20 protein-coding genes are annotated in these 20687 nt (G+C 65.2%); 12 read left to right on the top strand and 8 right to left on the bottom strand.

Annotated elements, in window-relative coordinates:
- Positions 1 to 16 precede the first annotated feature (16 nt).
- The 4 genes from thiE to ACX80M_RS08570 all read left to right on the top strand — a co-directional run bounded on the left by thiE (position 17) and on the right by ACX80M_RS08570 (position 5225).
- The gene (gene thiE / locus ACX80M_RS08585) at positions 17 to 793 is read left to right on the top strand and encodes a thiamine phosphate synthase (protein WP_252598286.1); all 777 of its coding nucleotides are present in this window, start codon (positions 17 to 19) and stop codon (positions 791 to 793) included.
- A 64-nt stretch (positions 794 to 857) separates the two neighbouring features.
- A complete protein-coding gene (locus ACX80M_RS08580; protein WP_252598287.1) occupies positions 858 to 2357 on the top strand; it encodes an RNB domain-containing ribonuclease in 1500 nt (499 codons plus the stop codon).
- A gap of 292 nt (positions 2358 to 2649) precedes the next feature.
- The gene (locus tag ACX80M_RS08575) at positions 2650 to 4344 is read left to right on the top strand and encodes a DEAD/DEAH box helicase (protein ID WP_252598288.1); all 1695 of its coding nucleotides are present in this window, start codon (positions 2650 to 2652) and stop codon (positions 4342 to 4344) included.
- A gap of 8 nt (positions 4345 to 4352) precedes the next feature.
- Positions 4353 to 5225 (top strand): DNA-methyltransferase, encoded by an 873-nt coding sequence (locus ACX80M_RS08570; protein WP_104062147.1) that lies wholly within the window; start codon positions 4353 to 4355, stop codon positions 5223 to 5225.
- On the opposite strand, the gene ACX80M_RS08565 is transcribed toward ACX80M_RS08570, so the two are convergent.
- Positions 5226 to 6074: a PHP domain-containing protein gene (locus ACX80M_RS08565; protein WP_459309393.1), complete on the bottom strand. Its 849-nt coding sequence runs from the start codon at positions 6072 to 6074 to the stop codon at positions 5226 to 5228.
- 71 nt (positions 6075 to 6145) lie between these two features.
- Between ACX80M_RS08565 and ACX80M_RS08560 the strand changes: the two genes are divergently transcribed.
- From ACX80M_RS08560 to ACX80M_RS08545, 4 genes are all read left to right on the top strand, one after another.
- On the top strand, positions 6146 to 7744 hold the full coding sequence (locus ACX80M_RS08560; protein WP_252598292.1) for an aminopeptidase P family protein: 1599 nt from the start codon (positions 6146 to 6148) through the stop codon (positions 7742 to 7744).
- Between the two features lie 202 nt (positions 7745 to 7946).
- Positions 7947 to 9311, top strand: coding sequence for an ABC transporter substrate-binding protein (locus ACX80M_RS08555; RefSeq protein WP_252598293.1), 1365 nt, complete (start codon positions 7947 to 7949; stop codon positions 9309 to 9311).
- 33 nt (positions 9312 to 9344) lie between these two features.
- Complete coding sequence (locus ACX80M_RS08550) at positions 9345 to 10331, top strand: carbohydrate ABC transporter permease (protein ID WP_459309392.1); 987 nt, start codon at positions 9345 to 9347, stop codon at positions 10329 to 10331.
- Between the two features lie 80 nt (positions 10332 to 10411).
- The gene (locus ACX80M_RS08545) at positions 10412 to 11245 is read left to right on the top strand and encodes a carbohydrate ABC transporter permease (RefSeq protein WP_252567658.1); all 834 of its coding nucleotides are present in this window, start codon (positions 10412 to 10414) and stop codon (positions 11243 to 11245) included.
- Positions 11246 to 11363: 118 nt separating this feature from the next.
- On the opposite strand, the gene ACX80M_RS08540 is transcribed toward ACX80M_RS08545, so the two are convergent.
- A complete protein-coding gene (locus ACX80M_RS08540; protein WP_252598295.1) occupies positions 11364 to 12392 on the bottom strand; it encodes a YflT domain-containing protein in 1029 nt (342 codons plus the stop codon).
- A 77-nt stretch (positions 12393 to 12469) separates the two neighbouring features.
- Here ACX80M_RS08540 and ACX80M_RS08535 point away from each other — a divergent pair, with 77 nt between their 5' ends.
- From ACX80M_RS08535 to ACX80M_RS08525, 3 genes are read left to right on the top strand one after another with little or no spacing between them, the layout of a single operon-like run.
- Complete coding sequence (locus ACX80M_RS08535) at positions 12470 to 13753, top strand: magnesium transporter MgtE N-terminal domain-containing protein (RefSeq protein ID WP_056343970.1); 1284 nt, start codon at positions 12470 to 12472, stop codon at positions 13751 to 13753.
- Positions 13746 to 14516: a DUF1003 domain-containing protein gene (locus ACX80M_RS08530; RefSeq protein ID WP_252598296.1), complete on the top strand. Its 771-nt coding sequence runs from the start codon at positions 13746 to 13748 to the stop codon at positions 14514 to 14516. Before ACX80M_RS08535 ends, ACX80M_RS08530 begins: the two co-directional genes overlap by 8 nt.
- Positions 14517 to 14527: 11 nt before the next feature.
- A complete protein-coding gene (locus tag ACX80M_RS08525) occupies positions 14528 to 15655 on the top strand; it encodes an Mrp/NBP35 family ATP-binding protein (protein ID WP_459309391.1) in 1128 nt (375 codons plus the stop codon).
- A gap of 42 nt (positions 15656 to 15697) precedes the next feature.
- Here ACX80M_RS08525 and ACX80M_RS08520 read toward each other — a convergent pair whose 3' ends face one another.
- The 3 genes from ACX80M_RS08520 to sigE form a co-directional block, all read right to left on the bottom strand.
- Complete coding sequence (locus ACX80M_RS08520) at positions 15698 to 16108, bottom strand: Sec-independent protein translocase family protein (protein ID WP_252598298.1); 411 nt, start codon at positions 16106 to 16108, stop codon at positions 15698 to 15700.
- 69 nt (positions 16109 to 16177) lie between these two features.
- The gene (locus tag ACX80M_RS08515) at positions 16178 to 17071 is read right to left on the bottom strand and encodes an anti-sigma factor (protein WP_459309390.1); all 894 of its coding nucleotides are present in this window, start codon (positions 17069 to 17071) and stop codon (positions 16178 to 16180) included.
- Positions 17072 to 17079: 8 nt separating this feature from the next.
- A complete protein-coding gene (sigE, locus tag ACX80M_RS08510) occupies positions 17080 to 17697 on the bottom strand; it encodes an RNA polymerase sigma factor SigE (protein ID WP_252598300.1) in 618 nt (205 codons plus the stop codon).
- A 227-nt stretch (positions 17698 to 17924) separates the two neighbouring features.
- On the opposite strand from sigE, the gene ACX80M_RS08505 reads away from it, so the two are divergent.
- Positions 17925 to 18557 carry an O-methyltransferase gene (locus tag ACX80M_RS08505; protein WP_459309389.1) on the top strand — a complete coding sequence of 211 codons (633 nt, stop codon included), beginning with the start codon at positions 17925 to 17927 and terminating at the stop codon, positions 18555 to 18557.
- Between the two features lie 83 nt (positions 18558 to 18640).
- Here ACX80M_RS08505 and ACX80M_RS08500 read toward each other — a convergent pair whose 3' ends face one another.
- The 3 genes from ACX80M_RS08500 to ACX80M_RS08490 form a co-directional block, all read right to left on the bottom strand.
- Complete coding sequence (locus ACX80M_RS08500; RefSeq protein WP_009357720.1) at positions 18641 to 18808, bottom strand: DUF3117 domain-containing protein; 168 nt, start codon at positions 18806 to 18808, stop codon at positions 18641 to 18643.
- Positions 18809 to 19043: 235 nt separating this feature from the next.
- Positions 19044 to 20291: a hypothetical protein gene (locus ACX80M_RS08495; protein ID WP_459309388.1), complete on the bottom strand. Its 1248-nt coding sequence runs from the start codon at positions 20289 to 20291 to the stop codon at positions 19044 to 19046.
- The gene (locus ACX80M_RS08490) at positions 20288 to 20686 is read right to left on the bottom strand and encodes a DivIVA domain-containing protein (protein WP_459309387.1); all 399 of its coding nucleotides are present in this window, start codon (positions 20684 to 20686) and stop codon (positions 20288 to 20290) included. Before ACX80M_RS08490 ends, ACX80M_RS08495 begins: the two co-directional genes overlap by 4 nt.
- Position 20687: the final 1 nt, after the last annotated feature.

Below are 20687 nucleotides of genomic sequence, written 5' to 3'. Positions count from 1 at the left end.
ACTTAGGCTGGATTCCATGAACGCGCAATCCTTCGCCGCTGCAGGCACGCCCTCCGCCCCCTCCGCCGCTCCCGAATCCTTGACCGGAACAGACCCCGCCGGCGGCACAAACACCGGCCTCCCGCACAGCGTCAAGCTGTACCTGTGCACCGACGCGCGCCGGGACCGCGGGGACTTTGGCGAGTTTGTGGACGCGGCGTTTGCCGGCGGCGTGGACATCATCCAGCTCCGGGACAAGGCCATCGAGGCAGCCGAGGAGCTGGAGCTGCTGGCCGTGCTTCAGGCCGCGGCCGAACGCCACGGAAAGCTGTGGGCAGTCAATGACCGTGCCGATATCGCGCTGCTGTCCGGCGCCCCCGTCTTCCACATCGGGCAGAAGGATCTGCCGGTCGCTTCCGCCCGCACGCTGCTCGGGGCACCAGCCGCGATCGGCCTTTCCACGCACACCGCCGAGCAGATCGAAGGGGCCATCCGGCTGTCCGGTGGGCTGACTGACCAAGGCGGCCTGGACTACTTCTGCGTAGGACCGGTCTGGGCCACGCCGACGAAACCGGGCCGGGCCGCCGTCGGCCTTGACCTGGTGCGGTACGCGGCCGAAGCCGTCCGCGCTGCCGGTGGCACCCAGGCCACGCTGCCCTGGTTTGCCATCGGAGGCATCGATCTCGGCAACGTGGAGCAGGTGGTGGAGGCCGGCGCCGGCAGGATTGTTGTGGTGCGTGCCATCACCGAAGCCTCGGACCCCGCAGCGGCGGCCGTGGCACTTCTGGCGGCCCTGGACGCCGGCGCATCCTGACAATCCACCGCGTGGCGTGCGGCGGGCGTGCACGATCCGTGGAAATCGAGCTAACCTGATTTTCGTGTCACATCATAGGTTGGCCCCCAATGTCCACGAGCAGACGAACGACCTCGCGGCGGCGCTGAGCGCCCTGCGGACCGAGCTGGAACTGCCGGGGCCCTACCCGGCGGAGGCGGTCCGGGACGCGGAAGCGGCAGTGGCCGCGCACGAGTTGCCGGGTGCTGACCTGACGGAAGTGGCGTTCCTCACTATCGATCCGGCGTCGTCCACTGACCTGGACCAGGCGCTGTTCATCGAGCGTGCGGGCACTGGCTACCGGGTGCTTTACGCCATCGCTGACGTGCCGTCCTTTGTCCGCCCCGGAGGCGGACTGGACGCAGAGACCCGGCGCCGCGGCCAGACGTTCTACGCCCCTGACGGCCGTATCCCGCTGCACCCGGAAGTCATCAGCGAAGGGGCAGGCAGCCTTCTGGCCGGCCAGCTGTGTTCCGCCTACGTCTGGGAGTTCGGGCTGAACGACGCCGCGCAGGTCTCCACTGTGAGCGTCCAGAGGGCCACCATCCGGAGCCGGGCCAAGCTGAGCTACAAGGGAGTCCAGGCCGAATTCGACGCCGGGACGGCCGGCCCTGTCCTGCAGCTCCTGAAGGAAGTGGGCCTCAAGCGCGTTGAACTGGAGCGGCAGCGTGGCGGCGCCAGCCTGAACATGCCCGAGCAGGAAATCGTGCAGCTGCCCGACGGCGGCTACCGGATTGCCGCGGCGCCGCAGCTTCCGGTGGAGGACTGGAACGCCCAGATCTCCCTGATGACGGGGATGGCGGCGGCAGACCTGATGCTGGCGGGAGAAGTGGGCATCCTGCGCACCATGCCCGCCCCGGACGAGCGCTCCCTGCGTCACTTCCGTCTCCAGACTGAGGCATTGGGCAAGCCGTGGGACGGCAAGATCAGCTACGGCGAATACCTCCGCAGCCTTGACCCGACCGAACCCCGGCAACTGGCCATCCTGCACTCCGCCGGCATGCTGTTCCGCGGTGCCAGCTACACGGCGTTCGACGGCACAGTCCCGAAAGACGCCATCCAGTCCGCCATCGGCGCTGCCTATGCCCACACCACGGCACCGCTCCGGCGTCTGATCGACCGCTTTGTCCTGGTGATCTGCGAAGCCCTGAGCAATGGCAAGCCTGTACCGGCCTGGGCTCGGGAAGCCCTGCCGTCCCTGCCGGAGATCATGGCCGGATCCGACCAGCTGGCATCGCGGATGGAACGCATGGCGCTGGACACCGTGGAGGCCGCACTCCTGGTCAACCATGTGGGCCAGGAGTTCGAGGCGATCGTGATTTCCGGCTCCAAGCCGCAGAAGGACAACGGCAACGGGAAAAACGGCAACGGCACCAAGAACGGAGCCGCAAAAAATGGAAACGGCCCCTCGGGGATCATCCAGATCGCCGAACCCGCCGTGACGGCCCGGTGCGGCGGCGACCTGGAATCCGGCACCAAAGTGCGGGTCCGCCTGATCTCGTCCGATATCGCCGCCCGCGAGGTCCACTTCGAGCTGCTGGCCTGAACGATTTCCGCGCTGCCTGATCGGCCCAAAGCCGGGATTCAGGGTCCGTGCGGCTAGACTGAAGAAGTAGATATGGATGCCCGGTCGTTGATTTCCTTGATTTGAATTCAACAAGCCCGCCCCTACGCGATCTTGAGATGCACCCGTTGGTCACCAGTGCCAGCATTTTGATAGCCCGCGATCGGCTTCCACTGGATTTGCTTGCGCGCTTCGAGCGTGCTCCGGAACGGCCACTTTGGCCGGCCCGTTGAGCAGGCAGCGCCAATGCCCGAATGAATAAGGAAACTCCCCTGTGAGTGAATTGCATACCCACCAGATCCTGACTGACGACTCCGGCATCGAGACGATCGAACCTGAAGAAACCATCATCTCGGACGAGAAGCCGCACGAGATCGAGGAGAAATCCTTCGCTGACTACAACGTCCGCGCCGACATCGTGGAGTCCCTCGCCGACGCCGGGATCACCCACCCCTTCCCCATCCAGGCCATGACCCTGCCGGTGGCGCTTTCGGGCCACGACATCATCGGGCAGGCCAAGACCGGCACCGGCAAGACCCTCGGCTTCGGCATTCCCGCGCTGCAGCGCGTGGTGGGTCCGGACGACGCCGGCTACGACAAGCTCGCCGTTCCGGGTGCACCGCAGGCCCTGGTTATCGTGCCCACGCGCGAGCTGGCCGTCCAGGTGGCCAATGATCTCCAGAACGCTTCCCGCAAGCGGAACGCCCGTATCACCACCATCTACGGCGGCCGTGCCTACGAGCCCCAGGTGGAGGCCCTGCAGAACGGCGTCGAGGTAGTTGTCGGTACTCCCGGCCGCCTCATCGACCTCTACAAGCAGAAGCACCTGGTCCTGAAGAACGTCAAGATGGTCATCCTTGACGAGGCCGACGAAATGCTGGACCTCGGCTTCCTGCCGGACGTGGAAACCCTCATCGCCGGTACCCCTGCAGTCCGCCAGACCCTGCTGTTCTCTGCCACCATGCCCGGCCCGGTCATCGCCATGGCCCGCCGCTACATGACGCAGCCCACCCACATCCGGGCCGCTGATCCGGACGACGAGGGCCTCACCAAGCGCGACATCCGTCAGCTCATCTACCGTGCGCACAGCATGGACAAGATCGAGGTCGTTGCCCGCATCCTGCAGGCACGCGGCCGCGGCCGGACCATCATTTTCACCAAAACCAAGCGCACCGCCGCGAAGGTTGCCGAGGAGCTCGTGGACCGCGGCTTCGCCGCCGCCGCCATCCACGGCGACCTGGGCCAGGGCGCCCGCGAGCAGGCGCTCCGTGCCTTCCGCAACAACAAGGTGGACGTCCTGGTGGCCACTGACGTCGCCGCCCGCGGCATCGACGTCGACGACGTCACGCACGTCATCAACTACCAGTGCGTTGAAGACGAAAAGATCTACCTGCACCGGGTGGGCCGCACCGGCCGCGCCGGCAACAAGGGCACAGCAGTGACCTTCGTTGACTGGGACGACATGCCGCGCTGGGGCCTGATCAACAAGGCCCTGGGACTCAGCGTTCCGGAGCCCGTGGAAACATACTCCTCGTCGCCGCACCTGTACGAAGAGCTGGACATCCCGGAAGGCACCAAGGGCCGCCTGCCCCGCAACAAGCGCGTGCTGGCCGGCGTCGACGCCGAGGTCCTCGAGGACCTGGGCGAGACCGGCAAAAAGAACACCCGTCCCAGCGGCGCCCGTGATGGCGGGCGCGACAACAGCCGCGACGCCGGCCGCTCCGGTGCTCGCGACAGCAGCAGCCGCCGCACCAGCGAGCCCGGCGGACGCTCCGGTGACCGCCGTCGTCGTACCTCTGATGCGGCGACCGCCGGCACCAGCCCTGCCCCCGAACCGGTTGCTGCGGCTCCGGCCGAAGGCGAAGTGGACCCCCGTGCCCGCCGCAGCCGGACCCGCACCCGCCGCCGCAACGGCGAAGTGGTGGCCGGTGCCGACAACGGCCCGCAGCAGCGCAGCACCGAGGCATAACAGCCTCGATGACTGACACCGTCTGGGCGCCGGACGGCAGCAACCTGGTGGTTCACGCGGACAACGCGGAGTTCCTCCCCTCGCTGCCGGACGGCGCCTTCACCTTGATATACGTTGACCCGCCGTTCAACACCGGCAGGGTCCAGAAGCGCCAGGAAACCCGGATGGTGCTGAACACCGACGGTGACGGCGACCGCGTGGGCTTCAAGGGGCGTTCCTACGACACCATCAAGGGCGCCCTGCACCGGTACGATGACGCCTTCAGTGACTACTGGTCATTCCTGGAACCCCGGCTCGTGGAGGCCTGGCGGCTGCTGGCTGACGACGGCACGCTGTACCTCCACCTGGATTACCGGGAGGTCCATTACGCCAAGGTGATGCTTGACGCGATCTTCGGCCGGGAATGCTTCCTCAATGAGATCATCTGGGCCTACGACTACGGTGCCCGCGCCAAGTACCGCTGGCCCACCAAGCACGACAATATCCTCGTGTACGTCAAGAACCCGGCGAAATACCACTTCGACAACGCCGAGGTGGACCGCGAGCCGTACATGGCGCCGGGCCTGGTGACACCGGCGAAGCGGGAGCTCGGGAAGCTGCCCACCGACGTCTGGTGGCACACCATCGTCTCCCCCACAGGCAAGGAAAAAACCGGCTACCCCACGCAGAAGCCCGAGGGCCTCATCCGCCGTGTGGTGTCGGCGTCAAGCCGGCCCGGTGACTGGTGCCTGGACTTCTTCGCCGGTTCCGGAACCCTTGGCGCCGTGGCGGCCAAACTGGACCGGAAGTTCGTGTGTGTGGACCAGAACCAGCCGGCCATCGATGTGATGGCCAAGCGGCTGGGCGCCAAGGCAACCTTTACGTCGTTCCCGCCCAACTGATCACGCACGCACCACAGCGGTTCCCGTGCCGAGTTCCTCGATCCGTGCCAGCACGTCCGCAGTGGTCATGTTTTCTCCGAGCAGGTTCGGCTTGCCCGTTCCGTGGTAATCCGAAGAGCCCGTGATCAGCAGTCCGTGCTTGGATGCCAGGCCCCTGAGGAATTCCCGCCCCTCCTCGGGGTTGTCGCGGTGGTCGATCTCCAGGCCCGCCAGGCCGGCGTCGATCATGTCGCGGTAGGTGCGCTCCCCCACGATCCGGCCCCGGCCGGACGCCACGGGATGCGCGAACACGGGAACACCACCAGCGGCACAGACCAGTTCGACGGCGGTGGCGGGGTCGGGTGCGTAGTGCTGGACAAAGTAGCGCGAATGGGACGTCAGGATGGACGTGAACGCCTCCGAGCGGTCTGCCACCACACCGGCCGCCACCAGGGCATCAGCGATGTGCGGCCGGCCCAGGGTAGCCCCGGGAGCCACATGGTGGATGACGTCGTCCCACGTCAGCGGGTAGTCTTCGGCGAGCAGGGTCACCATGCGTTCGGCCCGCGTGAGGCGCGCGTCCTTAGCCTTGGTGATCTCTTCAAGCAGCCCAGGGTGGGCAGGATCGTGCAGGTAACTCAGCAGATGCACACTGATGCCTTGCGCGGTCCGGCAGGAGACCTCCATGCCGGGGACCAGGGCCACCCCGTTTTCCAGCGCCGCGAGGGATGCTTCGGCCCAGCCGTCCGTGGAGTCGTGATCGGTTAGTGCCACCACGTCCAGGCCCGCCCGGGCAGCCGAAGCCATCACGTCGGCGGGTGTTTCGGTGCCGTCCGAAACGTTCGAGTGGGCATGCAGGTCAATCCTCACTTGCCCAGCCTAGTTGACCGCGTCCGCGCCGGTATTGGCCCCCGGCTCGGTGCTGGTGAGACGATGGTGCCGTGAACGATGCCGAAAACACCCCGACCTCTGTCTCCCAGCCCCTCGACGAGCGCGTCAACAACCGCTCTCAGCGGCCCAGTTCCGCTGCTTTCAAGGCCTTTATGGCCAGTAACTGGGCGCCGTCCGGGCAGCACCTGCCGGCGCTCGACGCCGTGGCCAACTACGCCGCGGCCCGGCGCAAGGCCATCTCAGAGAAGTTCAAAGGCGAACGCCTGGTCATCCCCGCCGGTCCGCTGAAGGTCCGCTCCAACGACTGCGACTACCGGTTCCGTCCGCATTCCGGCTTCGCGCATCTCACCGGACTGGGCCTGGATCATGAGCCGGACGCCGTGCTCATTCTGGAACCGGCCGGTGAAGGAAAGGGCGACGGCGGCAGTCACCACCGTGCCACGCTGTACTTCCGTCCGCTGGTCGGCCGGGATACAGAACAGTTCTACGCTGACTCCCGTTCCGGCGAGTTCTGGATCGGTGCACGGCCCACCCTGGCCGAGTTCGAAGCGCGCCTGGGCCTGGCCACCGCCCACATCGATGGACTTGAATCGGCGATCACCAAGAACGTGGGTGCCCCGGAGATCGGCGGCATCTCCATCCGGCTGGTGCGCAAGGTGGACGAGAACATCGACGCCCTGGTGGATACTGCCCGGTACAACACTGCCAAGGACCCGGACAACCTGGACCTGGCTGTCCTGGATGCACTGGATGAAAAGCTTTCCGAAGCGCTGTCTGAACTCCGCCTCCTAAAGGATGAGTGGGAAATCGAACAGATGATGACTGCAGTAGCTGCGACTGTCGAGGGCTTCGTGGAGGTAGTCAAGGCCCTGCCCCGCGCCCTGACCCATGCCCGCGGCGAGCGCGTGGTGGAAGGCGCGTTCTTTGCCCGCGCCCGCGAGGTAGGCAACGAACTGGGCTACGACACCATCGCCGCCGCCGGCAACAACGCCACAGTCCTGCACTGGACGCGGAACACCGGCAGGATCAACGCCGGCGAACTGCTGCTGCTGGACGCCGGCGTTGAAGCGGACTCGCTCTACACCGCCGACGTCACCCGGACCCTGCCTGTCAACGGCACGTTCACCGCAGTCCAGCGCAAGGTCTACGAGGCAGTCCTGGATGCTGCCGACGCCGGATTCGCCGCAGCCCAGCCAGGTGCCAAGTTCCGTGACATCCACACTGCTGCCACCACCGTATTGGCGGAACGTCTGGCCGAGTGGGGGCTGCTCCCTGTGAGTGTCGAGGAAGCCGTCAGCCAGGAAGGCCAGCAGCACCGCCGCTGGATGCCGCACGGCACCAGCCACCACCTTGGCCTGGATGTCCATGACTGCGCACAGGCGAAACGCGAACTTTACCTTGACGGCATCCTCACGGCGGGCATGGTCTTCACCATCGAACCCGGCCTGTATTTCAAGAACGAGGACCTGGCCATCCCCGCGGAGTACCGCGGCATCGGAGTGCGGATCGAGGACGACATCCTGATGACCGCCGATGGTCCGGTGAACCTCAGCGCCGCACTGCCCCGCAAAGCCGACGACATCCAGTCCTGGATGGCAGGCATCTACCAGGAGCTGGACGGCGGGTTGCCAAGCGGCGCTAACCGCTAGAGAACGTACGTCCAGCGCATCCCCGCAGGGATGCGCTGGACGGTCACACCCCTTGGTGAAGCTCTCATAACAGTTTTTGGCAATCGCTTGCCAAAAGTTGGCGTTGATGATTACGCTAGCCGCGGAGAAAGAAATCGTAGACTGAGTTTTAGTCTCGGGTCTCTGCCGCAATGTATGTCTTCAAAGGAGAAGTCTCATGGGTATGTCCAAACCACGTCGCATTGGCACCATCGCCGCTGCGGCCATTTCTGTCCTGATGCTTGCCGCCTGCGGCGGCTCGGGCGGGTCAGGCGGCACCACCTCTGGCGCCACGGGCGGCAAAGTGGACGGCACTGGAAAAACGCTCAACGTCCTGATGAACGTCACCGCGCAGTATCCCCAGGAACAGCAGGCCTGGTTCAAGGAAATGAGCACCAAGTTCAAGGCCGAAACCGGCGCCGACATCCAGTGGGAGACCTTCGCCACCGCTAATGACGAGATGACCCGGATCCAGACGTCAGTGGTCTCGGGCCAGGGACCGGACGTCTACGGGCTCGGCACCACGTTCACCCCCACCGCCTACTCCACCGGGGCGTTCGTCAAGCTGGGCGACAACGAATGGAACCAGCTCGGCGGCAAAGACAAGTTCGTTCCCGCAGCCCTGGGCATCTCCGGGCCGGACGAAGCCAACCAGATCGGTATCCCGTTCGTGAGCAGGCCGTTCGTGATGGCCTACAACACCGAGCTGCTGGCAGCTGCCGGCATCGAAAAGCCTGCCACCACCTGGGATGAATTCACCGAGCACGCCAAGAAGCTCACCACGGGCGACCAGTACGGTGTCGCCGTCGCCTACAAGGACAACTTCGACCCCTGGAAGTACATCTGGGGCATGTCCATCCAGGCCGGTAATCCCATCATTGACGGAACCGAGGTCCGTCTCGATGACCCGATCACCAAGAAGGCCTACGAGACCTACTTCGGTTGGGTAACCACGGACAAGGTGGTTGACCCCTCTTCCGTTGGCTGGGCCAACCCGCAGGCGTTGGCTGCCTTCGCAGCCGGCAAGGCAGCGTACTTCCCCATGACGTCGCCGCTGTCCATTCCCGCCCTGGATGCATCCGCTGTCAAGGGCAAGTACAAGTACGCCCTGATGCCCACCGTTCCCCCGGGCGAAACCTCCAATCCTTCGGCCGGCAAGCCTGCCACGAGCATCCTCTCCGGTGACAACCTCGTGGTCGCTGACTACTCGAAGCAGAAGGACCTCGCCTTCGCGTTCATCAAGATGATCACCGACAAGGATGTCCAGCTCAACTACTTCAAGGTCTTCGGCCAGCTTCCCGCCAACCAGGAAGCCGCGAAGGAACTTGCAACCAACGAAGTGATTGCGCCGGCCCTTGAGTCGGGAGCCAAATCCGTCGCGACGCCGTTCAGCGGTGCGTGGGGCGATGTCCAACTGTCACTGACCAACGTAGTTGTCCAGTCCATTCCGGATCTTTCCTCCGGTGCAGTCAGCGACTCCAACCTGTCCCAGCGACTCAAGGACGAACAGGCCAAATCGCAGACCGCACTGGACCGGGCCAAGAAGTAAGACCGACCCACCAACTGCGGAAGGTTACGGAAAATGGCTAGCAGCGTTACCGAGCCCCGGCCGTCGGACAGCAGTCCGGCGGCCGGGGCGGCCGCCGAACCCGGCGAAACCACACCCCCTGGGAAGCGCCGCAAGGGACTCAGCGAGAAGAACCGGCCCCTGTGGCTCCTGATTCCGGGCGGGCTGCTGATGACGATCGTCATCCTGGTCCCCCTGGCAATGGGCATCTGGATGTCGCTGATCGATCTGGATCAGTACACCCTTCGCCAATGGGTCAGCGCCGAATTCATCGGCATCCAGAACTACATTGAGGCGGCGCTCAGCAGCGAGTTGCTCCGCTCCATCTGGCTTTCTGTTTCCTTCGCGGTGATCTCCACGGTGGTGACCATCCCGCTGGGCGTGGCTGCCGCCGTCGTCACCCAGAACGCTTACCGTGGCCGTGCTGTGGTCCGCTCCATCTTCCTGATCCCCTATGTCCTGCCGTCGTTTGTTGTGGCCAGCGTGTGGCGGACCATGCTGCAGCCAGATGGCATCGTCAACGTGACCCTGAACAATATGGGAATGGACGGCGGACTGTGGCTTAACGGCCCCAACGCGTACTGGACACTGGTGTGGGTGGAAATCTGGGCGGCCTGGCCGTTCATCTACTTGCTGGCACTGTCCGGTCTGCAAGCTGTGGACCACGAGGTCCACGAGGCGTCGGCCCTGGACGGGGCACTGTGGTGGAACAAGCTGCGGTACGTGATCTTCCCTTACCTGAAGGGACCGGTTTCGCTGGCCTTCCTGCTTGCCACGTTGAACCACATCAACAACTTCACTCTGCCCTATGTCCTGTTTGGTGCGCCGGCACCGTCCGATGTGAATGTGCTGCCGATCCTGGTATACGTCACCAGCTTCCAGAGCTTCCGGTTTGGCCTCAGCGCCGCGATGGCGGTCGTTTCGCTGATCCTGATCGCCATTCCGCTCTTCATCTACCTGCGCGCAGTCCGGCTTGATGTGCACGAAGGAGGAAAGAAATGACCATCGACGCGGCAAACCCGATCGAGCAGCAGAAGAAGCAGCCCATCCGGCGTGACGCGGCCCTGGAGGTCACACGCCTGATGCCGCGGCCGCTGCTGGCCACCCTCACAGTCCTGCTCTGCGCCCTGGTCCTCATCCCGATCGTGTATATCTTCCTGGCCTCACTGAACACGGATGTGGGAGTTGCCAGCGGCGAGTTCTGGCCGAGCAGCTTCTCCTTGGACAGCTACACCAAGATCTGGGATTCCGTGGGGCTGGCGAAGGCCATCGGCAACAGCCTGATCGTTTCCGGCGCCACAGCAGTCGTCTCGGCCATTATGGCCATCGGCACGGCCTACGTGCTGGTCCGGTTTGAGTTCCGTGGGCGCCTGACGGTGCTGCGCGGGCTGCTGGGTCTCCAGTCCGTCCCGGGCACCCTGATGCTCCTGCCGGTCTTTGTGCTCTTCTCCTCCGCCGGCACTTACCTGGGCGTGACCGTCATCGGCACGCTCTGGGGCCTGTTTATCGCCTACCTGACGTTCGCGCTGCCGTTCTCAACCTGGGTGATGGTCACGTACCTCCGCGGCCTGCCGAGGGAATTGGAGGAAGCGGCGCGCATCGATGGCGCTTCCAACCTCGGGATCCTGTTCCGGATCATCATTCCGCTCAGCTGGCCGGGAATCATCGTTTCCGCTATTTTCGCCTTCCTGCTGGGCTGGAATGACGTGCTGTTCGCGTCGGTGTTCACCCGGCCGGACACGCACACTGCCGCAGTTGCGCTCCAGGTCTTCGCGTCGGCCGTCGAGGGTGGCGCGATCCCGGTGTATTCGCAGTTGATGGCGGCTTCGCTGGTTTGTGCCGTCCCTGTGGTGGTGCTGTACTTCATGTTCCAGAAGTACCTCGTTGGTGGCCTGACAGCCGGCAGCGTCAAGTAAGACAGCTTCGAACCACAAACAACTCCGCCCGGTACAGCAGTTGCTGTACCGGGCGGAGTTGTTTGTTGCGGGCCGTGTTCTTCGGGCCTTGGGTAAACCTGGCCTCCGGCGGCGCCGCCTAAGGTGTGGATTCGCCGGAGTCCTTGGTGGAGTCAGGCTGGGACTGCGTCCGGGACCGATCTGCGGCAGGCTGTTCTGAGCCGGTCTGTTCGGTGCCAGGCTGTTCGGCGCCGGTCTGGCCTGTGGTGGCCTGGTCTGTGGCGGCCTGGTCTGTGGCGGCCTGATCTGTGACACGGACGCCGTACTGGGGCCGGCCGTCAGGGAGGTCCGGGTAGCGGACGGCGGCCGCGGGAGCCTTGGCCGGCTGGGCCGCTGCCTCCGGCTGGGCCGCTGCCTCCGGCTGCGTTCCCTGGTCCGGGCCGGCGGCCTGGCCCACGCCTTGGGCTGTCCCTTGGCCCGAAGTACCGGCACCCTGCTGTCCGTAGGGGTCATTCCAAGTGGCAGGGCGTGCGGGTGCCGGACCAGGCTGGTTGCCCGGCTGGCCCTCCTGGCCGGGCTGCTGACCCTGCTGACCCGTCTGGCCATACTGCTGGTTCTGGTAGCCCTGGGGATTGTACGGGGCGGCGGCTGCTGCGTCCGAGCGGGTCATGGGCAGTTGCTGGAGCAGCCGGCGCGCATCATGGGCAGCTTCCACCGACACCACAACGTCGTAGCTGGTGGCCACCACCTGGCTGGTGGAGGTGAAATCCCGCTTTCCACGCTGCATGGCATACGTGACGATGCCGAACAGCATAAAGAAGGCAGCCCCCATCAGCACAGACGCCAGGATGGAGAAATAGCCGGGCGACGGTGCGAAGAAGGAAAGCATGACGCCAACGAAGAGGCCGAACCACATACCGCTGAGCGCCCCGGAGAGTGCCACCCGAGGGTAGCTGAGGCGGCCGGTCACCCGCTCAACCATCTTAAGTTCGTTGCCCACGATGGAAACCATCTGGACCGGGAACTGCTGGTCGGCGAGGTAGTCCACCGCCTTCTGGGCATCCAAGTAAGAGGTGTACGAGCCTACGGTGTCACCGGTGGGCACCGTGCGGGCGTCGTCGGGCCCACTGGGGCCACCGGCCTTGGGAGCACCAAAAATGTTTGACATACATCCATTCTTGCCCATCAGCATGTATGCCGCCTGTAAATTCAGCTAAAAGAGAGCAGACTCGGTAGCCTGTAGACGTGAGTACAAATCTTTCGCGCGTCTTCGTGGCCCGCCTGCTGGGTCTTGACGTCTTCGACCCCTTGGGCGACCGCTTGGGCAGGTTGCGCGATGTGGTGGTGCTCTCGCGTGGCAGCCGCGGCGCCCCGCACGTGGTGGGCATCGTCGTCGAAGTTCCCGGTAAAAAGCGCGTCTTTGTGCCGATGACACGCATTACCTCCATCGACCAGACACAGATCATCTGCACGGGACTGGTTAACCTCCGGCGCTTTGAACAGCGCGGCGCGGAGACGCTGGTGGTCGCGGAAATGTTCGACCGCCGCGTCACTCTCCGGGACGGCAGCGGCGACGCCACCATCGAGGACATCGCCATGGACCAGCACCGGTCCCGCGACTGGTTCGTGAGCAAGCTGTTCGTCCGCCGGGGCCACTCCCTGTCCCCGCTCAGCCGGCTGCGCCGGAACGAGACCATGATCATCGACTGGGCCGACGCCCTCCAAGGTGCCCGCACCGAACCCCAGGCAGCCACCCAGTTCGTGGCCAACCACGAGGACCTCAAACCCGCAGACTTCGCCGAGGCCCTGCAGGAAATGAGCGACAAACGCCGCTTCGAAGTGGCCAGCGAACTCCAGGACGAACGCCTGGCCGACGTGCTGCAGGAAATGCCCGAAGACGACCAGGTGGAGATCCTCTCCGCCCTCGACGTCGAACGCGCGGCGGACGTCCTGGAGGAAATGGACCCCGACGACGCCGCCGACCTCCTCGCCGAGCTCCCCTCTGCACAGGCGGAGGAGCTTCTCCGCCTCATGGAACCCGAAGGCGCCGAGGACGTCAGGCGGCTCCTCGAATACGACGAGGACACCGCCGGTGGCCTGATGACGCCTGTTCCGGTGATCCTCCCCCCGGAGGCAACTGTCGCCGAGGCACTGGCCCACGTCCGCCGTGAGGAACTCTCCCCCGCCCTCGCCTCGTCCATTTTCATCACCCGGCCGCCGTTGGAAACCCCCACGGGACGGTTCCTGGGCGTTGTGCACATCCAGCAACTGCTCCGCTATCCGCCGCCGGAGCCCCTGGGCAACCTCGTGGACAAGAACCTTGAGCCGGTCTCCGACCAGGCCCACATCAGCGAGGTGGCGCGCACCCTCGCTACCTACAACCTGAACTGTCTTCCCGTGGTCAATGACGCAGGCCGGCTCGTGGGGGCGGTGACTGTTGATGACGTTTTGGATCATCTGTTGCCGGATGACTGGCGCGCCTATGATGGCGAAGCCCCGATAAGAAAACTGGGAGGCCGCATTGGCTGACACTGGCGCCCCCAAGCATCCCAATAAGAAGGCGGCGGCCAAGGGCGGACTCGACACACCCCTGAGTGGCCGCCAGCGCATCCTGCCGAAGTTCTCACCCGACCCGGATGCATTCGGCCATGCGACGGAAGGGTTCGCCCGGTTTATGGGCACGCCGCAGTTCCTGGTCTACATGACGGTCTTCGTCGTCATCTGGCTGGTCTGGAACACGTGGGCACCGGCGGAGTGGCAGTTCGATTCGCGCCTCCTGGGCTACACCCTCCTGACACTAATGCTTTCGCTGCAGGCCTCCTACGCGGCCCCGCTGCTGCTGCTGGCCCAGAACCGGCAGGACGACCGCGACCGGGTCTCCCTCCAGCAGGATCGCCAACAGGCGGCACGCAACCTGGCCGACACCGAGTACCTCACCCGGGAGCTGGCGTCGCTGAGAATTGCGCTGCGCGAGGTTGCCACCCGCGACTACGTCCGGGCGGAGCTGCGAACACTCCTCGAGGACATGCTGGAAGCGCAGGAGGAACTGCGGACCCACGATCCCGCCGGATCCGGCAGCCACGAGTCCCCGCGTGAGAAGGTCAAGGAAAAGCTGAAGGAAAAGCGCGACAAACAGCGGAACCCCCGCACGCAGCAGATTCCCAAAGTCAAACCCAGCCATGTCGCCACGGAAACCGCCGCCAAGGACGCCGTCACCAAGGACACTGCCGCCACCGACCCCGCAATCCAGGATCCGGCCGTCCCCAAGCACAACCCCACCACCGAAAGCTGAGCCCCGCCCGCATGAGCGCCTCCCTGGATCAGGCAGTCCACGCTGCGCTGGCCACCGTGATCGATCCTGAGCTCCGCCGTCCCATCACGGAACTGGGCATGGTGGAGTCCGTGGATGTCGCTGCGGACGGCCGGGTCAGGCTGGCTGTCCTGCTGACCATCGCGGGCTGCCCCCTGCGCGGGACCATTACCGCAGACTCCGAGAAGGCGCTGTCCGCAGTTCCGGGCGTGACCGCCGTCGAGGTTGAATTGAAAGTGATGAACCAGGCCCAGCGGGACGCCCTGAAGGAACAGCTCCGCGGCGCCTCCGGGCAGCGCGGGATTCCGTTCAACGAGCCGGGGTCCCTGACCAAGGTGTTCGCGGTGGCAAGCGGCAAGGGTGGTGTGGGCAAGTCCTCGCTGACCGTCAACCTTGCCTGCGCCCTGGCCGCCCAGGGCCTCCGTGTCGGCATTGTGGACGCCGACGTCCATGGCTTCTCGGTTCCGGCCCTGATGGGCATCACGCAGGCGCCCACCCGGGTGGACGACATGATCCTGCCCCCGGTGGCCTACGGCGTAAAAGTGATTTCCATCGGTATGTTCGTCGCCGGAAACCAGCCGGTTGCCTGGCGTGGGCCGATGCTCCACCGGGCCCTGGAACAGTTCCTGACGGACGTCTACTTCGGCGACCTCGACGCCTTGTTCCTCGACCTGCCGCCCGGCACCGGTGACATCGCGATTTCGGTGGCCCAGTTGCTGCCGAAGGCTGAGATCCTGGTGGTCACCACACCCCAGGCCGCAGCTGCCGACGTCGCCGAGCGCGCCGGTGCCATCGCCACCCAGACAGGTCAGACGGTGGCCGGCGTCATCGAGAACATGTCATACCTGGAAATGCCCGACGGCGGCCGGATGGAGCTGTTCGGAAGCGGCGGGGGGGCGGTCCTCGCCGAACGGCTCACGACGACGGTGGGCACCGATGTGCCGCTCCTGGGACAGATTCCGCTGGACATCCTGCTGCGGGAAGGCGGCGACGCCGGCACGCCCATCGTGCTTGGCCGGCCAGAAACTCCGGCAGCCGTTGCTTTGACCGAAATTGCCGGAAAACTTGCTGCCAGGCCCAGGGGCCTGACGGGGATGAAACTGGGGCTGCAGCCGCGATAACGCAGCGGTTGCCGACCAGAGGCGACGGGGCCTAAGTGTGGCCTAAGTGGCTTCGGTATCGAACGGGGCGGGTTCGCCCTGAGGCAGTGACTGAACCACACGTTCGGGACGGGAGGAAGCCGCCCCGCCTGTGGCAACCGCCCCTGCACCGGCGACGGCAGCCACCGCGGCCGGCGCTCCAGCACTGACGGACTTGGTGTCGTCGTCCAGGAGGGCTTCCTTGATGATGCGCCGCGGATCATACTGGCGGGGATCGTATTTCTTCCAGTCGACATCGTCGATGTCGATGCCCACTTCTTCCTTGATCTGCTCCCGCGCACCGGAGGCCATCCGGCGGACTTCCTTCACGAGATTCGCAAGTTTCTGGGTGTATTCGGGCAGGCGCTGGGGACCGATCACCAGGATGCCGATGATCAGCAGGAGGAAGAACTCCGGGCCGTTGATTCCAAACACTTTAGGAAGATTACCCTCTCCGGAGCCCCGCTGACGATTCCTGCCCGCCAGCGTCGCACAGTGCCTGCATCACGGAGCCAGCATCTCCCCGAGTTTGCGGATTCCCCGCTCCAACCGGGCGGCGGGAGAGTCGTCCGCTGCGGTCACCGGGGAGTCGGCAGGCGCGGTGCTGACACCCGCGTTAATTCCTTCTACGGCGAGGACGCTGAGCCGCTGCAGCACTGGAACGGCGTCATCAGCCTGCTCCGCCGGGAGGTCGGACTCAACAATGAAAGTTCCTGCCGTGGTCTCTACGGTGGCCCTCCAGGGCGCCTGGCTGCTGACCAGCAGCTTCCCCTCGTTCTGACCGGCGATCTGTTCGGAGTTCTGCTGGGTGTCCTCGCCCGACTGCTGCTCGGCGTCCACGGGATGCTGTTCCACGATAGTGGCATAGTGTTGCCCATCGGTCAGGTGCATTTCCACCGCCGGCCGCCCATTCAGCGTTATGGCATTGGCGCTCCGGACGTGGAAGCCGAGTGACGCCAGTTCCGGACAGACCCAGCCTTCAGAGCGCAGGGCCAACAATTGCGGAGCACTGATCTCCCTGCCGTCGGCCGGTAGCCGGGCCGTATGCTGCACCAGACTCCCGTTGATAGCGGATTGGGCGACGGGCAGGCTGTCCCCCGCCAGCGCAAAAGCGCTGACGGCAAGAATTCCAGCGGCTGCTGCTGTCCCGCCGGCGGCAAGTGCCACGGCTCGCGCGGCCCGGTACGGGCTCGGGGCTGGCTCGGCCGCGGCCGCGAGCAGCTGCGTCCTGACCAGCAGCCGGGCCGTCAGGTCCTCGCTGGCAGGCGGCACGGCCGCGTCTCGGAGCCGCTCGATGTACTGGCGTTCACGCTTCAGCGCCGCTGCACATTCTGCGCAGGTTTGCACGTGGTCGGCGCCGCGGTGATGCCGGCGGCCGAAGGGGTTCTGGGGCGTCATGGTGCCGATCAGAGGATGCTGGCGATGCGCGGCAGCGAAAGCTTCGGCGTGCGTCCTTGCTGTGGCCTGGGATCGCGGTGCGCCAGCTTTTCGCGCAGCATGGTCCGGCCCCGGTGGATACGGGAACGGACGGTACCCAGTTTGACGCCGAGTGCAGCGGCCACTTCGTCGTAGGACAGGCCTTCCAGGTCGCAAAGCACGACGGCGGCGCGGAAGTCCGGGGGCAGCTCCTCCAAGGCAGCCTGGACATCGAGGTCCAGGTTGTTCAGTTCGAAGCTCTGTTCCGGTCCGGGTTCACGCCCGGGAATCCGGGATTCGGCGTCATCGGCCAGCGCGTCAAACCGGATGCGGGTTTTCCGGCGGGCCTGGTCCAGGAACAGGTTGGTGGTGATGCGGTGCAGCCAGCCATCCAGTGTCCCTGGCTTGAAATTCTCCAGTGACCGGAAAACGCGGACGAACACCTCCTGGGTGAGGTCCTCGGCGTCGAACTTGTTCCCCGTCAGGCGGTACGCCAGCCGGTAGACCTTGGCGGAGTGGTTGGCCACCACTTCCTCCCAAGTGGGCCTGACCCATACAGCGGCGGAATCTTGCGTCGCAGGGACAGGTGCCATACCTGATGCTGACATCGTCCACTCCCATCGTGGATTGCTATCGCCCGGATACTGCTGACATCTCTTGTTCGGCGCCGATCACCTCACGGATGACCGGATATCCATCATTTCAAAGTTGGCTGGGAATTTCCTGACCGGGGCGGTTCTTCAGCCAGAGGCACAACGATTCCCTTCCGCGGCTGGCACCCCCTCACACAGTAGGCTGTACTAAACACTCCCCTGCCGCCCAGAAAGCGAATCACATGAGCGCCGACAAATCCACGAGCTGGTCCTATGCAGAAGATCTGCCCGCAGAGGATGAGGTTATGCTTCGTGCCAGGGAGCGCTCTTTCGAACTGGGCGTGACGCCCATCGGCGCAGGTGTTGGTGCGGTCCTGACGGTGTTGACTGCGGGCTCGAAGGCCCAGACCGCCGTCGAAATCGGCACCGGCGCGGGTGTCTCGGGGGTATGCATCCTGCGGGGGCTCGGACCGCAGGCCGTGCTGACCACCATCGACGTGGACGTCGAACATCTGAAGGCGGCACGTGAAGCCTTTTCGGAGGCCGGCAGTCCGGCCAACCGCACCCGTACCATTTCCGGCCGCGCCGGTGATGTCCTCCCGCGCCTGACCGACTCCGCTTATGACCTGGTGTTTGTTGATGCGGACAAGCCCGGTCTGCCCGGCTACGTGGAACAGGCCGTCCGGCTCCTGAAGGCCGGCGGGCTGCTCATCATCAATGACGCACTGGACAAGGACCGCGTGGCCAACCCGGCTGTCCGGGAGTCCAACACGGTGGTGCTCCGCCAGGTGGGCAAGGCAATCCGCGACGACGACCGCCTGGCGTCCGCGATGCTTCCCACGGGCGACGGCCTGCTGGTCGCGGTTAAGAAGTAGATCCACAGCAAATAAGCCAAGGTCCGCAGCGGGTTGGCTGCGGACCTTGGCCTTGCGGGATTATTCGGCAACGCCGAACGGGATTATTCAGTCACGCCGACGAGGCATTCCTTAAGGTTGGCCGCCTCCGCAGCGTTCAGTTCCACCACAAGCCGTCCGCCGCCTTCGAGCGGTACGCGCATGATAAGGCTACGGCCCTCTTTGGTGACTTCCATAGGGCCGTCGCCGGTGCGTGGTTTCATAGCCGCCATGAGGAATTTCCCCTCCATTTAGTCCCAGGACATATCAGCCCGGATGGGCTGTGTCCGCATGGTCAAATCAAGCCGCCATGGCGGCCCGTACTGATGCCGCCACGGCTGAACATTTCTGAATGCTTTTTGTCCCTGCTTACTTACTATTATCCCGTAATGACCCGCACGTAGCTAATCGATGGACATTTACGGCCGCGTCGGATTCCCCAATCTGCCGGCCAGGCGCCGCCCGCGATCACGGCGGATAATCGCCGCCGCCCGGAAGCTGCGCCCATGCCCACAGCCAGACGATCCACACGATCTGGAGCAGGACAAACATTGTCAGGACCGTGCCGCGGTATGCCTTCGACCGGGACAAGAGCGCGGCAGCCAGGGCCAACGGGAACAGCGGGAGCAGAATCCGGAAAGTACTGGTCTGGGGGTGGAGGAACACCAGGAGGTAGCCCATGTAGCAGGCGCACCACAAGCGCAGTTCCACACCAAGCCGGACCACCGGCGGGGAGAACAGCAGGAGCGCAAAGAGGCCGGCAAAGACGAATGGCGCCACGATCCCCAGGACGGGGCCAAAGAGGTCGACGCCGGCGTCGAACCAGGGCTTGAAGGGCACCAGGTCATGGCCGCGCCACACTGTTTCGGTTTTGGTATACGCCTCAATATCTCCGGTGGCGGCCCAGGCCGCTGCCGGCCACAGCAGTGCCGAGGCACCGCACACCACGGTTAGGCCCGCCAGGGACGCCAACTCCCCGAGGCTGTGGGTGCCCGGCCGCTCCCCGCGCCCCGGTTCGAACAGTCGCCAGAGGAAGAGAAGCCCCACCATGGCGGCAAAGGGAACGCCCACGGGTCGGGAGAGGCACAGCAGCAGGACCACCGGCATGGCAACGAAATAATGACGCCTGATGACGAGCAGCAGGGCGGTGGCCAGCAGGAAAACAGTCAGGGGCTCCGCGTACGGGACCTGGAGAATGGCGGACACCGGAAAGGTCGCGAAGAATGCCACGCCCCAAAGCGCCGCAGTGTGCGAAGCCTTGTGCCTGAACAGACAGTACAAAACCAGCGCCGCACCTAACCCCGCCAGCATGGCGACGACCGTAAGCGCCACGGCAGGGCTGATTCCGGTCAGGCCTGCGAGCGCACGGCCCAGGGCCGGGAAGAGCGGATAGAAGGCCCACGCATTTTCCTGCACGTTGCCGGCGGCATCCGTTGGAAGCGGTGAGGGATAACCGTCGGTGATGATCCGGCCGTACCATCGCGCATCCCAGATATTGATGAAGTTCCAGTAGTCAGGGCCGGCCGGAAACCACGGGTTAGGCCCTTGGTGCAGGGCTGCTGCCATAAAGACGCAGGCGCTGACCAGCCGGGCAGTGGCGTAGAGGGCGGCAACCTGCAGCCACCAGGGCCAGCGTTGGACCGCCCACCTGGCGCGGGCGCCGAATGCGGTGATCAACGCCGTCGGGCCCGTCCGGTCCCCCGCGTCAGTGCTCAAGCGCCGGCCTCCGGGCGCGCCGCCCGTTCCGATTCCAGCAGCCGTGCCCGGAGCCTGCCCATTTCTTCGTCTTTGGCCGCGATTTGGTCCCGCAGTTCGTCGAGGACCTGGTCCACCTGATCCATCCGGTATCCACGCAGGCCGAGAGAGAAGCGGACCCGGTCGACGTCGCCAGGTGCAGCGTCCGCGGGCAGCAGCACCGGCGGAAGGTTGGCGGGCGGCTGCCCGAACCCCCGGTAGAGAATCGGATTCTCCGGGACCTCGGAGCCTGTGGCCGGTTCACTGCCCCGGCGGAGGCTGCGCAGAATGCCGCGGCGGCCACCGGCGCCTGCCCACAGGGTGGCGGCGATCAGCACGAAGGCGAGGTAGACCAGGAAAAAACTCACAGCACCCATC

It is taken from the genome of Pseudarthrobacter sp. MDT1-22, from assembly GCF_054511035.1.
The sequence above is the reverse complement of the archived record's forward strand: the minus strand, read 5'-3'. Positions and strand labels throughout refer to the sequence as shown.